The following is a 14,263-nucleotide window of genomic DNA, read 5'->3' as shown; positions in this document are numbered from 1 at the left end:
CGCCCGATCCGCAAACGTCAGTGCCGTCTTGCCAGTTCGGTCCCCGCATCGGCGGGCAGGCGGCGGGTGACCGGAATCGAGAGCCACGAGAACAGCCCGATGACGAGAAACGCGGGCAGGAAATCGCTGGCCGTCAGTTGTTCATGCCCCGCGAGTCGGCTGCTCGCCTGCAACACCATCCCGGCAATCGTCACGCCCAGACCCAGCGACAACTGCTGAATTACGCTGGCGAGGCTGGTTGCACGGCTCGCGTCGCCGCTTGCAATGTCGGCGTATACGATTGAGTTCAGGCAGGTGAACTGCAACGACGGGAAGAAGCCGCCGAACGCCACCACGCCCAACATGACCAGCACGGGCGTGTTGTGCGTGAAAAGGCCGTATGAAGCGAGCGCCAGTCCGGCGAACGCGGCATTGACGATCAGCACGCGCCGGAAACCGAAGCGCGCCAGCACGCGCTGCGCAATGGCCTTCATGAAAATCGCACCGAACGCCGAAGCGCAGGTAATCATGCCGGACTCGAACGGGTCCATGTGCAGCCCTTCCTGCAACGCCAGCGGCAGCAGAAACGGCACGGCGCCCAGACCGATGCGAAACAGCGAACCCCCGACCACACTCGCGTGGAACGTGGGGATGCGCAGCAGCCGGAAGTCGAGCAGCGGTGCTTCGGTGCGATTGGCGTGCCACCAATAACCGTAGAGAAAGAGCGCACCCAGCACGCACATGACGATGACGACGCTGTCGGCCACCTGATGTTCGCCAATCATGGCGAGCCCGAGCATCAGCAAACCACTGCCCAGCGCAGACAGCACGAAACCGACCGTGTCGAGCTTGCCGGCATCGCCGCCCCGGTCGTTATCGATGTATTTACCCGCGAGATAGATCCCCAGCAGGCTGACCGGAATATTAATGAAGAAGATCCAGCGCCAATGCAGATAGGCGGTGATCGCGCCACCCAGTGGCGGCCCAATGACCGGGCCGAGCAGGGCAGGCATCGTCAGGTAACCGATCGCCTTGACCAGATCGTGCTTGGGCACCGCGCGGAAGATGACGAGCCGGCCGACCGGCACCATCATCGCGCCGCCAACGCCTTGCAGGAAGCGCGCAAAGACGAAGGTCGGCAGCGAGAACGACAACGCGCACAGAATCGACCCGGCCATAAAGATGCCGATGGCCGTGCGGAAAACGTTTCGTGCGCCGAAACGGTCGGAGACCCAGCCGCAGATCGGAATGAAGATACCCAGCCCCACGACGTAGGCCGTGAGTGCCATCTTCAATGAGATCGGGTCCTGGTGCAGGTCGCGTGCCATGGCTGGCAGCGAGGTGGTGATCACCGTCGCGTCAATGTTCTCCATGAACAGAGCGCAAGCGATGATGAGCGGAATAATGACGGCGCGCGACACGATGGGGGGGACGGCTGGCGCAAAGAGATGGATTGTCCCATAACGCACGTGCCGCCTTCAATCGCTAAGACGACGCCGATCGCTTGTGCGCCGCCAATTGATGGCAAATACGGCCGACATGATCGACTTGATCGACTTGATCGATGTGCGTCATCGACATCACAGCATCAGGTTGATGCTGGCGGCATGGCTTGAAGCAGTTCGTCGGCATTCAAGCGGTACAGCACATGGCGGCGCAGCCGGTGACCCGGCGGAATCAGCGGATGCAGGAAATCCTCGTCGGGACAGTGGCGCATGCCGATGCGCGTCATGACGCCACGCGAGCGCACATTGGCCGGTACGGTGAACGACACCAACTCGTCGAGTTGCAGTACCTCAAACGCGAAACGGGCGGCCGCGCGGGCCGCTTCGCTGGCGTAGCCGCTCGACCACCACGGCCGGGCGAGTCGCCAGCCGATTTCCACGGCGGGGACAAAGGGCGCGTCGAATCCGACGCGCATGAGCCCCACAAACCCCGCAAACGGCGTAACCCCCGGGATCTCGAGCGCCCACGGACCGAAGCCGTTGGTTTCCATATGGTTGCGCAGGCGCTGCGCGACGGCATCGCTCTGGGCGCGGTCGAGTGTCGTCGGGAAGTGGCGCATGACTTCCCGATCGGCATTCAGGGCGGCAAACGCGGGCAAATCTTCCGTCCGCCACGGGCGGAGTACGGTGCGCGCGGTGGTGAGCGTGACCGGCGTCATGTCGTGGCGCTCGGGCAGCGCCGGTGCGGAGGGCGAAGTTGTCATGCGAATCGAGCGAATCAATGAAAGCGGCGGAAATCCGTTGCCAAGTTACCAAGAACGGGAATTCGTCATTTGCTTAATTCTAAACGCGCAAATGCCGATCCTTGAAATCGACGCTCAGCCTTACCTGATGGGCATTCAGGAGAATTCCGAGGGAAAATCGGCATTCACGGCAATTCTCATCTTACGGAAACCGGCGCGGGCGGGGAAATGACATTGATGCATGGGTGCGCAATAGCGAATTGACGTATACGTTAACGAAAGAATTTCCGTCCCGATTTATCGATGGCGCGACGCAGCATGGCTTGCTGCGCAATTCATGGAAGCTATCCGCAGATATTGCGTGAGTGTTCATTCCGTTGAACGAGCGCGGCCCGTTTTCATGTCACGCATCATGCGTGGCCTGAATCTGAACCAATGGCTTGCGCGAATTCACCGTAGTGCTTATCCGGAAATTGCGCTACGCCGATGTGAAATCCCCGAATGTCAGTAGTGTTTTGGATAACAGACTAATCGGCGTGCTCTTAAATATTTGTGATCGTATATTTTGGGCTGCGTTTTATTGGGGATGCCAGTCTGTGTTGTGGTCCATGGGGTTTTGTTGCGAATCCTTACGAAGTCTTGCCGAATGTTGCACAGCGGCTCAGGCAATGCGGAGTCCTGATGACTCGCTTCGCTATTTCCACCAGATTGCGTGGTATTGGCCAACATTAGCTGGGGGTAATGACGGGAGGAATGCTGGGGAAATTCCGGGATTCATGCCCTGATTCTGTGCATATTCTGAAGTTGTGCTCGGGAGATTCAATGCGATTTGTGCTGGCACAGACTCATACTTCGGAAATGCTGTTTTCAATTTGTTAAAACTCGTGCTATTTTAAGTGGCGATCCATTTTAACAATGTAAGGACACGCCAGATGGCAAACTATAAGGAAATTCGCGCGCAGATCGAGAAGCTTGAAAAGCAAGCGGACGAAGCTCGTGCCAAGGAAGTTTCGCAAGTCATTGCAGAACTCAAGCAGAAGATTCAAGAGTATGAGCTGACCGCCAAGGACCTTGGCATTGCCACGACCGATGGCCGCCGTCGCGCCGCCCGTGCGCCGCTCGCTGCCAAGTATGCGAATCCGGCGACTGGCGAGACGTGGTCGGGTCGCGGTCGCGCACCCAAGTGGATTGGCAAGAACAAAGAGAAGTTCCTGATCAAGTAAAGCCGGTGTCGTTGCCGGACAGGCATTGCCGGTCACATGCCAGGGAAGGCGGGGCGAAGCGTCATTGCGGTGTCTTACAAGAAACATCGCGCTGAGCCATCTCCAACGTGTCCCTGAGAGCAGTAAAGCAGCAGCCCAGTAGTTGTATTGCCCCCCATCCCGGATCGCCTGGCTGTGGCTTGATGTGATGCAGTGCCCGTAATGAATAAAACCCGCCGTCCAGTGCTGGACGGCGGGTTTTTTCATGGGTGTTTCAGACGAGAAGTCAGTGCGCGGGGAGAATCTTGCGGGGTGTTACACCGAGACACCAATACACCGGTACGACGTAACAACGTTAAGCCGCACCCGGATCGTCCGGCGGGAACATCAACGTGACGCGCAGCCCGCCCGCCGGGCGATTGCTGAACGAGACGCGCCCGCCCAGTTGCTGCGTCAGCTTGTCGACGATCGCCAGCCCCAGCCCGCAGTGCGCGTTGCCGCCACGCGCCGGGTCCAGCCGCACGAAGGGGCGAATGATCCGGTTGATGTCTTCATTGGGAATGCCGGGCCCGCTATCTTCGATGACCAGTTGCCAGCCGCTCGCATCTTGCGACGTGCGGATCGCCATCGGCGCGCGCCCGTACGTCACGGCATTGTCGAGCAGGTTGTTGACGATACGTTCGAGATAGGTCTGCTTAAGCTTGAAGCTCGGGCCCGCCTGAAGATCGAGCTCGATCGCGTAGCCCTGATCGAGGAACGGCTGAATCAGCGACTGCATGCGTGCTTCCACCGGCGACGCAGCGCTATCCGACTCGATGCCCCGTGCAAACAGCAGGAACTGATCGACGATGCGCGTCATCGACTCGGCATCGCGCGTGATGCCCTCGCTCATCTGCGTGTCGTCGATCATCTCAGCGCGCAGCCGCAACCGGGCGAGCGGTGTTTTCAGATCGTGGGCAATCCCGGCAAGCATCGTGTTGCGCTCGCGGTCGGTCTGCACGATGTCATGACTCATGCGATTGAAGCGCTCGGTCAACTGGCGAACTTCCAGCGGACCGCGCTCCTTCACCGGTGTGCGGATGCGATGGGTGGCCAGTTGCTCGGCAGCGGCCGCCATATCGCGCACGGGGCGCTGCAATTGCCAGGCGGCAAAGAGCGCAAAGATGACCGTGATACCGAGTACGGCCGCCAGACCCGGCAGGATCGTGGCGGTGCCGGGCGGGTTGCGCACGGACAGCACGGGCGTGGCAATCCAGTAATCGCGACCCGGCAGACGCGCCCAGATACGCGGCGGCGGCGTGCGCTCGACCCGCAACTGAGTGCCGGCGGGCAGGCGGCGCGCCAGTTCCGTGGTCAGACGCTGAGTCTTGCTGGGCGGCTCGAACACGTCGCCATGGGCAAACGTGGCCGGCACCACCTGCACGAGATCCGGCAGCATGAGCTCCGAGTGGCCGTCATGGACTTCGGCGGCCGCCTTGATGATGAACGCCATCTGTTCGGCGGCGTTCTGTACGCGCGTATCGTCGTGATCGCTGCGCAGGATCGTCAGGTACGAGAAATGGCTGATGACCAGCGCGGCAATGATAAGCAGCGCCAGACGGCCAAACAGCGTGTCGAAACGGCCTTTCATGCGGGGCTCCGCATGTGGCCCGGGGTTAACAGCATTGCCAGCATTGCCGGAGTCCTTGCCAGACCGGTAAGCGAAGCCCTTCCAACGAAAGGCTTCGGGAAATAGCGTACGACGCCGGTATAACAACCGACCCGGGCCCCGGCGCATCAGCCGGCTGCCATATCGGCCCGCTGGCCGTCGGGTACAAAGATGTAACCGCGCCCGCGCACGGTCTGGATAAAGCGCGGGCTCTGAGCGTCTTCGTCGAGCAGGCGGCGCAAGCGCCAGATCTGCACGTCGATGCCGCGATCGTTCACGTCGCTGTCGGCGCCGTAAAGCAATTCGATGATGCGTTCACGCGAGAGCACCTGCATGGCGTGATTGACCAACAGGCGCAGCAACCCGTACTCACCGTCGGACAGCGTGAGCAACTGCGCATCGCGCGTGAGCGTGCGGCTGCGAAAGTCGAGTACGAACGGACCAAACGTGTAGTTCTCGCGCTGCTCGGGCACGGCGGCGTCGGGCGACTTGCGCCGGCGCAGCACTGCGTTGATACGGGCGAGCAACTCGCGCGGGCTGAACGGCTTGCCGAGATAGTCGTCGGCACCGATCTCGAGCCCGACGATGCGGTCGATTTCGTCGCTGCGTGCCGTGAGCAAAATGACCGGCACGTCGTCGTTGCGTGCGCGCAGATCGCGCAGCGCCGTCAGACCGTCGACCTTCGGCATCATCAGGTCGAGCACGATCAGCGCAGGGCGCTCTCGTTCGAGGCGCGCAGCTAGCCCGTCGCCATCGTGCATGACAGCAACAGAGAAGCCGTGACGGCTGAGATATTCACGCAGCAGGTCACGCAGATCGGGATCGTCGTCGACAACAAGAATCTTCATATTCGTTCTGACAGGTTGTGTCGTCATGATAGTGGCCTCCCCGTGCGGCTTTGCACGCGTTTTGTTTCCGGGCATTACAGTGTTGGTCACCTGTAATCATGCGTAATAATAGAGCCTGTGCCGTCAGCGCACGAAATCCGCGCACTTCCACGAACATCATTTAAGCTTCGCACTGTCTGCGCATCACCACTTCCATGCACACCCAACCGCACTTTCTCGCCTTGCAGGCCTTTCGCAAGTGGCCGAGGAGAACGCTGCGGTCAGGCACTGCGAGGCGCGGCACGCGGGAATAAGCAGGTCTGCGAAGCATCGCCAGACAGCGAACCATCTCCCGCGTACCGGGTCCCTTACGGCATAAAGCGCTTTTTGGTCCTGCCCCACAAAGGTGTCACGTCCGTCTGCTATGCTGATCCACCGATTTCGGCGAGGCATAGGGGCGGGGAACCCCGCCGGGCCAGCTTGCCGCGCCGCAGCAATCAGAAAAATAACGTCGTCCGCACCGGACGAATCCGCTAAACACTCCGTTGTAACGAGGAAGTCATGACCGAGCACGGTCCCCACGGTTCCGACCAACCGAACGATTCCGGTCGTTCGTCAGTGCCGCCCACGTCCCCCGCAGCCGGGGCGCGCCGCGACATGGGGGCAACCCCACCGGCCTCGCGCAAGCGCCGCTGGCTCGTGCCGGGCGTGATCGGGTTGATTCTGGTGTTGATCGCAGGCGGTGTTTACTACCGCCTACAGGCCCAGAACGCCCAAGGGCCTGCCCAGCAGGGTGGCCGTCGCGGCGGCCCGCCCGCCGGTATGGCCGGCGCTGGGGGCATGCCGGCCACGCCGGTGACGGCGGTGGACGCGAAGAAGGGCGACCTGCCCGTGTTCCTCAACGGCCTTGGCACCGTGACCCCGACGCGCAGCGTCATCGTGCATTCGCGCGTGGACGGTCAGTTGATGAAGGTGCACTTCAAGGAAGGCGACATGGTCAAGGAAGGCCAGTTGCTCGCCGAGATCGACCCGCGGCCGTTCCAGGTCGTGGTGACCCAGCAGGAAGGCCAACTCGCCCACGATCAGGCGCTGCTCAAGAATGCGCAGCTCGATCTGGCGCGCTACGAGACGCTGCTCAAGCAGGACTCGATTGCCGCGCAGACCGTGGATACCCAGCGCGCGCTCGTCAAACAATATGAAGGCACGGTCAAGTCCGATCAGGGCCAGTTGGACAACGCCCGCCTGCAATTGAACTACGCCAGCGTCACCGCGCCGGTCTCGGGACTGGCCGGCCTGCGTCAGGTGGACCCGGGCAATATCATCCACGCGTCCGACACCAACGGCATCGTGATCATCAACGAAGTCACGCCCATCACGGTCGTGTACACGATTCCCGAAGACAACCTGCCGCGCGTGGTCAAGCGCACGCGTGCCGGTGAGGCGCTGCCGGTCGAGGCATTCGACCGGGCGGGCAAGATCAAGCTGGCCAGCGGCAAACTCGCCTCCATCGACAACCAGATCGATACGACGACGGGCACCGTCAAGCTCAAGGCGGCGTTTGCCAATACCGAAGGCATGCTGTTCCCGAACCAGTTCGTCAACGTGAAGATGCTGGTCGATACGCTCAAGGATGCAACGCTCGTGCCGAGCGCGGCCGTGCAGCGCGGCACGCAGGGCAGCTTCGTGTATGCCGTGCAGGCCGACCAGACCGTCAAGCTCAAGACCGTGAAGCTCGGACCGACCGACGGCACCAACGTCGCGGTCGAGTCGGGCATCGAGCCGGGCGAGAAGCTCGTGATCGACGGCATGGACAAGCTGCGCGACGGCGCCAAGGTGGAGGTGATCACTGCCGAGAGCCGTGCGGCGGCCACCGCACCGCGCCAGCCGGGCGAGAAGCGCAATAGCAATGGCAGCCATCGCCGTCCGGGGCAGTAAGGTGCGGCGAGCGTGAGCCTGCTGCCCTTGCCGCCCCTGCTGAACCCGCTGATCGAATACGCGGGCACGGCGCCCATGCCGGTGCCCGCTTGCACGCCGCCCATAGAGATGCTCCCCCGACGCTGCCAATGAATCCGTCCCGCCCGTTTATTCTCCGACCGGTTGCCACATCGCTGCTGATGCTGGCGATTCTGCTCGCCGGTTTTGTCGCCTACCGGCTGTTGCCGATCTCGGCACTGCCGGAAGTCGACTACCCGACTATTCAGGTCGTCACGCTCTATCCGGGCGCGAGTCCGGATGTGATGACGTCTTCGGTCACGGCACCGCTTGAGCGTCAGTTCGGCCAGATGCCGGGCCTCAACCAGATGTCGTCGACGAGTTCGGGCGGCGCCTCGGTGATCACCTTGCAGTTCTCGCTCGATCTCGGGCTCGACGTTGCTGAGCAGGAGGTGCAGGCCGCCATCAATAGCGCCAGCAACCTGCTGCCGAGCGACCTGCCGATGCCGCCGATCTATAACAAGGTCAACCCGGCGGACACCCCGATCATCACGCTGGCGATCATGTCGAAGACCATGCCGCTGCCCAAGCTGGAGGATCTGGTCGACACGCGCGTGGCGCAGAAGATCTCGCAGTTGCCCGGCATTGGCCTCGTGAGCATTTCGGGCGGGCAGCGTCCGGCGGTGCGTATTCAGGTCAACCCGCGTGCTATTACGTCGTATGGCCTGAACATCGAAGACGTGCGCACGTCGATCGCAGCAGCCAACGTCAATCAGGCCAAGGGGAGTTTCGACGGCCCGCTGCGTGCCTCGACCATCGACGCCAACGACCAACTGGCGTCGGCGGATGAATATCGCAATCTCGTCATCGCTTACAAGAACGGCGGCCCGATTCGTCTGTCCGACATCGCCGACGTGATCGACGGCGCAGAGAACACCAAGCTCGCCGCGTGGGCCGACACCACGCCGGCCATCGTCGTGAACGTGCAGCGCCAGCCGGGCGCCAACGTGATCGAGACGGTCAACAAGGTCAAGGCACTGCTGCCGCAGTTGCAGGGTGCGCTGCCCGGCAGCGTCGACATGAAGCTGCTGACCGACCGTACGACGACGATTCGCGCGTCGGTCGCCGACGTGCAATTCGAACTGGTGCTCGCCGTCGCGCTGGTGGTGATGGTGATCTTCGTCTTCCTGCGCAACGTCTCGGCCACCATCATTCCGAGCGTGGCGGTGCCGCTCTCGCTGATCGGCACATTCGGCGTGATGTATCTCGCGGGCTTCTCGATCAACAACCTCACGCTCATGGCGTTGACGATTGCCACGGGTTTCGTCGTCGACGATGCCATCGTGATGATCGAGAACATCACGCGCTATCTGGAGCAGGGCGAAAAGCCGCTTCAGGCGGCGCTCAAGGGCGCCGAGCAGATCGGCTTCACGATTATTTCGCTGACCTTCTCGCTGATCGCCGTGCTGATTCCGCTGCTGTTCATGGGCGACGTAGTGGGCCGGTTGTTCCGCGAGTTTGCCGTCACGCTGGCGGTCTCGATCCTGATTTCTGCGGTCGTCTCTCTGACGCTCACGCCGATGATGTGCGCGAAGCTGCTGCGCCATGTGCCGGAAGAGAAGCAGGGCAAGTTCTACCGCAAGACCGGCGAGATGTTCGACCGCATCATCGCCAAGTACGGCGAATGGCTCACGTGGGTGCTCGACCGTCAGACTGCGACGCTGTTCGTCGCGCTTGGCACGCTCGTGCTCACGGTGCTGCTCTATATGTGGGTGCCCAAGGGCTTCTTCCCGGTGCAGGACACGGGGGTGATTCAGGGGATTTCGGAAGCGCCGCAGTCGATTTCGTTCGCCGCCATGGGTGAGCGTCAACTGGCGCTCGTGAATGAAGTGCTCAAAGATCCGGCGGTCGAATCGGTGTCGTCGTTCATCGGTGTCGACGGGGTGAACGCCACGCTCAACAGCGGCCGCTTGCTCATCAATCTGAAAGACAAGGACGTGCGCGGGCTCGATGCCTCGGCCGTCATTCGCCGTTTGCAGCCGGAGCTGGAGCACGTGCCGGGCATCGCGCTGTACATGCAGCCGGTGCAGGATCTGACGATCGAAGACCGCATCAGCCGTACGCAATATCAATTCACATTGCAGGACCCGAGTCTGGACACGCTGGGCATCTGGGTGCCCAAACTCGTCGAGAAGCTCAAACATGTGCCGTTGCTGGCCGACGTGACGAGCGACTTGCAGGTCAACGGTTTGCAAGCGTATGTGGAGATCGATCGCGACACGGCCAGCCGCCTTGGCGTGACCCCCGCGGCCGTCGACCAGACGCTGTACAGCGCGTTTGGCCAGCGGCTGATTTCGACGATTTACACGCAGGCGTCGCAGTATCGCGTGGTGCTCGAGGTGTCCTCCGACTTCCAGCGCGGCCCCGATGCGTTGAAGAGTATCTACGTGGCGTCGAACACCGGCGTGCAGGTGCCGATGTCGTCGTTCGCGACGATTACCGAGAAGCCCACGCCGCTCGCAATCAACCACCAGAGCCAGTTCCCGTCCGCGACGATTTCGTTCAACCTTGCGAAGGGCGCGTCGCTCGGGGACGCCGTCAAGGCGATTACCGAAGCCGAAGCGTCCATCGGCCTGCCGATCAGCACGCAGACCACCTTCCAGGGCGCGGCGCAGGCGTTCCAGGCGTCGCTCTCGAACACGTTGTGGCTGATTCTCGCCGCCGTGGTGACGATGTACATCGTGCTGGGCGTGCTCTACGAGAGCTATATCCACCCGATCACCATTCTGTCGACGCTGCCGTCGGCGGGCGTGGGCGCGTTGCTCGCACTGATGGTCTCGGGCAACGACATCAGCATCATCGCGATCATCGGCATCATCTTGCTGATCGGTATCGTCAAGAAGAACGCCATCATGATGATCGACTTCGCGCTGGAGGCCGAGCGCGAGCACGGTATGGCGCCGCGCGAGGCGATCTATCAGGCGTGTCTGCTGCGCTTCCGCCCGATTCTGATGACGACGATGGCTGCCGTACTCGGCGCGTTGCCGCTGATGCTGGGTTCGGGCGTGGGCTCCGAGCTGCGTCAGCCGCTCGGTATCACGATGGTCGGCGGCCTGATGGTCAGTCAGGTGCTCACGCTCTTCACCACGCCGGTGATCTACCTGTGGTTCGATCGTTTGGCCATGCGTGCGCGGGCCTGGCGCGAGCGGCGCTTCGGCCCGTCGGATGATGGCAATCACGGCGACCATGGCGGCCATGCCGTCAGCGACACCCCGGACGGTCAGACGCGATGAACCTGTCGTCTGTCTTCATCCGGCGCTCGGTCGCCACTGTCCTGCTGACCATCGGCGTTACGCTCGCGGGCATTGTCGCCTTCGGGCTGCTGCCGGTGTCGCCGCTGCCGCAGGTCGACTTTCCGACCATCTCGGTATCGGCCTCGCTGCCGGGCGCCAGCCCCGAGACGATGGCGGCGAGCGTGGCGACGCCTCTCGAACGCTCGCTTGGCCGTATCGCCGGCGTGACCGAAATGACCTCGAACAGTTCGCTCGGGTCGGCGCGCATTACGCTGCAATTCGACCTGAGCCGCGACATCAACGGTGCGGCGCGCGACGTGCAGGCGGCCATCAACGCGGCCCGCAGCCTGCTGCCCACCGGTCTGCCGAGCAACCCGACGTACCGCAAGGTGAACCCGGCCAGTGCGCCGGTGATGATCATTGCGCTCACGTCCGAGAGCCTGACGCGCGGGCAGATGTACGACGCGGCGTCGACGATCCTCGCGCAAAAGATTTCGCAGTTGGAAGGCGTGGGCGACGTCACCGTGGGGGGCAGTTCGCTGCCGGCGGTGCGTGTCGAACTCAACCCGACGGCGCTCAACAAGTATCAGATTCCTATCGAGTCGGTGCGCACGGCGATTCAATCGGTGAATGCCAACCGGCCGAAGGGCGCGCTCGAAGATGGCGACCGCCGTTGGCAGATTCTGGCCAACGATCAGGCGAAGACGGCCAAGGAGTATCTGCCCGTCATCGTCAGTTATCAGAACGGCCGGCCGGTGCGGCTTTCCGACATCGCGGACGTGGTCGACTCGGTGCAGGATCTGCGTAACGCGGGCTCAGCCAACGGTAAGCCGTCGGTGCTGCTCATCATCACGACCCAGCCGGGTGCCAACATCATCCAGACGGTCGACGGCATCAACGCGATTCTGCCGAACCTGCGTGCGTCTATTCCCGCTGCGATCAATCTCGACGTGGTGATGGACCGCACGCCGACCATTCGTGCGTCGCTGCGCGAAGTGGAGCGCACGCTGCTGATCTCCATCGCGCTCGTGATCGGGGTGGTGTTCGTCTTCCTGCGCAACTGGCGTGCGACGCTGATTCCGAGCGTGGCCGTGCCGGTCTCGCTGATCGGCACGTTTGGCGTGATGTATTTGTGCGGCTTCAGCCTCGACAATCTCTCGCTCATGGCGCTGACCGTGGCGACGGGCTTCGTGGTCGATGACGCCATCGTCGTGCTTGAGAACATCTCGCGGCATATTGAAGAAGGGCTGAGTCCCTTCGCGGCAGCGCTCAAAGGCACGCGCGAAGTGGGCTTCACGGTGCTGTCGATGAGTATTTCGCTGGTGGCCGTGTTCATCCCGCTGCTGCTCATGGGTGGGATTGTCGGGCGGCTGTTCCGCGAGTTTGCGGTCACGCTCTCGGCGGCCATCATGGTCTCGCTGGTGGTGTCGCTCACGACCACACCGATGATGTGCGCGCGTCTGCTCAAAGGGCGCGCGGCGCCGGGCGTGCCCGAAGGCGCGGCCCCGCTCGCGACCGAGCCGCCGCGCCGGCCCTCGATCTGGACACGCATGGGCAACTGGACCGAGCGCATGTTCGACGGCATGTTGCGCGAGTACGAGCGGTCGCTGTCGTGGGCGTTGCGCCACGGACCGCTGATGCTGGGGATTCTGTTCGCGACCATCGTCCTGAACGTCTGGCTCTATACGGTGGTGCCCAAGGGTTTCTTCCCGCAGCAGGACACTGGCCGGATGATCGGCTTCATTCAGGCCGATCAGGCGATCTCGTTCCAGGCGATGGAAAAGAAGCTCGCCGACTTCATCAAGATCGTGCAGGCCGACCCGGCCGTGGCGACGGTGACCGGCTTTACCGGTGGCTCGAATCGCAACGGCGGCTCGATGTTCGTCACGTTGAAGCCGTTGTCCGAGCGCAAGCTCTCGGCCGACCAGATCATTGCGCGTCTGCGGATCAAGCTGGCCAAGGAGCCGGGCGCGCAGCTCTATCTGCAATCGGTGCAGGACATCCGGGTGGGCGGGCGCTCCAGCAACGCGCAGTATCAATACACGTTGCAGGCCGACGACTTGCAGCAGTTGCGCGAGTGGGAGCCGAAGGTGCGTAACGCGCTCTCGCGACTGCCGATACTGGCCGATGTGAACACCGATCAGCAGGACAAGGGGCTGCAAACCACGCTCGACGTCGATCGCGATCAGGCGTCGCGGCTGGGCTTGTCGATGAGTCAGATCGACAACGTGCTGAACGACGCGTTCGGCCAGCGGCAGGTGTCGACCATCTACAACCCGCTCAATCAGTACAAAGTGGTGATGGAAGTCGCCCCGCAGTGGTGGCAGAGCCCCGAGTCGCTGAAAGACATCTACGTGGTGACCTCTGCGGGTGCGCAAGTGCCACTGTCGTCGTTTGCGAAATATCGGCCGACGAATACGGCGCTGGGGGTTTCGCACCAAGGGCAGTTTGCCGCGAGCACGATCTCGTTCAACCTGCCGCCGGGCGTGTCGCTCTCGCAGGGGCAGGCCGCGGTCAACGATGCGGTGGCGCGTCTGGGCATGCCGACGTCGGTGCATGGCAGTTTTCAGGGCACGGCGCAGGCGTTCCAGTCGGCGCTGTCGTCGCAGCCGTTCCTGATTCTGACGGCGTTGCTCACCGTGTATATCGTGCTGGGCGTGCTTTATGAAAGCTACATCCACCCGCTCACCATTCTGTCGACGCTGCCCTCGGCGGGCGTAGGCGCATTGCTGGCGCTGCTGCTCTTCAACACGGAGTTCAGCATCATTGCGCTCATCGGTGTGATTCTGCTGATCGGTATCGTGAAGAAGAACGCGATCATGATGATCGACTTCGCGCTCGATGCTGAGCGGCGCCAGAACATGGCGCCGCGCGATGCCATCTACCATGCCTGCGTGCTGCGTTTCCGCCCGATCATGATGACGACGATGGCGGCCATGCTCGGTGCCATTCCGCTCGCATTGGGGACGGGCGATGGCGCAGAATTGCGCCAGCCGCTGGGTATCTCGATCGTCGGCGGTCTGCTCGTGAGTCAGGTGCTCACGCTTTATACGACGCCGGTGGTGTACCTGTATCTCGACCGGGTGCGCTTGCGCTGGGCGCGCTGGCGTGCGCGCGGCCACGGCGACGTGGAGGTGGGCCATGGCTGATCGCCGCTTCAATCGACCGCTGCTTTCGCTGCGTCCGCTTCGTCC

General features: G+C 62.5%; 9 protein-coding genes. 5 read left to right on the top strand and 4 right to left on the bottom strand.

The features are described from left to right. Positions 1-17: 17 nt before the first annotated feature. On the bottom strand, positions 18-1,352 hold the full coding sequence (locus AT302_RS21470; protein ID WP_058379832.1) for an MFS transporter: 1,335 nt from the start codon (positions 1,350-1,352) through the stop codon (positions 18-20). A gap of 215 nt (positions 1,353-1,567) precedes the next feature. Further along, positions 1,568-2,188: a GNAT family N-acetyltransferase gene (locus tag AT302_RS21465; protein WP_237171987.1), complete on the bottom strand. Its 621-nt coding sequence runs from the start codon at positions 2,186-2,188 to the stop codon at positions 1,568-1,570. On the opposite strand from AT302_RS21465, the gene AT302_RS21460 reads away from it, so the two are divergent. Both AT302_RS21460 and AT302_RS21455 read left to right on the top strand, forming a co-directional pair. Continuing rightward, complete coding sequence (locus tag AT302_RS21460) at positions 2,187-2,399, top strand: hypothetical protein (RefSeq protein ID WP_157125846.1); 213 nt, start codon at positions 2,187-2,189, stop codon at positions 2,397-2,399. The genes AT302_RS21465 and AT302_RS21460 overlap by 2 nt on opposite strands. A gap of 700 nt (positions 2,400-3,099) precedes the next feature. Then, a complete protein-coding gene (locus AT302_RS21455; protein ID WP_058375759.1) occupies positions 3,100-3,390 on the top strand; it encodes an H-NS histone family protein in 291 nt (96 codons plus the stop codon). 334 nt (positions 3,391-3,724) lie between these two features. On the opposite strand, the gene AT302_RS21450 is transcribed toward AT302_RS21455, so the two are convergent. Further along, positions 3,725-4,999: an ATP-binding protein gene (locus AT302_RS21450; RefSeq protein ID WP_058375758.1), complete on the bottom strand. Its 1,275-nt coding sequence runs from the start codon at positions 4,997-4,999 to the stop codon at positions 3,725-3,727. A gap of 146 nt (positions 5,000-5,145) precedes the next feature. After that, on the bottom strand, positions 5,146-5,892 hold the full coding sequence (locus AT302_RS21445; protein ID WP_058375757.1) for a response regulator: 747 nt from the start codon (positions 5,890-5,892) through the stop codon (positions 5,146-5,148). 513 nt (positions 5,893-6,405) lie between these two features. Here AT302_RS21445 and AT302_RS21440 point away from each other — a divergent pair. The 3 genes from AT302_RS21440 (at position 6,406) to AT302_RS21430 (ending at position 14,218) form a co-directional block, all read left to right on the top strand. Next, complete coding sequence (locus AT302_RS21440) at positions 6,406-7,779, top strand: MdtA/MuxA family multidrug efflux RND transporter periplasmic adaptor subunit (RefSeq protein ID WP_237171986.1); 1,374 nt, start codon at positions 6,406-6,408, stop codon at positions 7,777-7,779. 128 nt (positions 7,780-7,907) lie between these two features. After that, positions 7,908-11,069, top strand: coding sequence for an MdtB/MuxB family multidrug efflux RND transporter permease subunit (locus AT302_RS21435; RefSeq protein ID WP_058375756.1), 3,162 nt, complete (start codon positions 7,908-7,910; stop codon positions 11,067-11,069). Beyond that, positions 11,066-14,218 (top strand): multidrug efflux RND transporter permease subunit, encoded by a 3,153-nt coding sequence (locus tag AT302_RS21430; protein WP_058375755.1) that lies wholly within the window; start codon positions 11,066-11,068, stop codon positions 14,216-14,218. The genes AT302_RS21435 and AT302_RS21430 overlap by 4 nt, the downstream gene beginning before the upstream one ends. The last annotated feature ends 45 nt before the right edge of the window (positions 14,219-14,263 follow it).

Origin of the sequence: Pandoraea norimbergensis, assembly GCF_001465545.3 — a bacterium.
In the GTDB taxonomy this organism is placed as follows: domain Bacteria; phylum Pseudomonadota; class Gammaproteobacteria; order Burkholderiales; family Burkholderiaceae; genus Pandoraea; species Pandoraea norimbergensis.
This window is presented reverse-complemented; position numbering and strand designations above follow the sequence as displayed.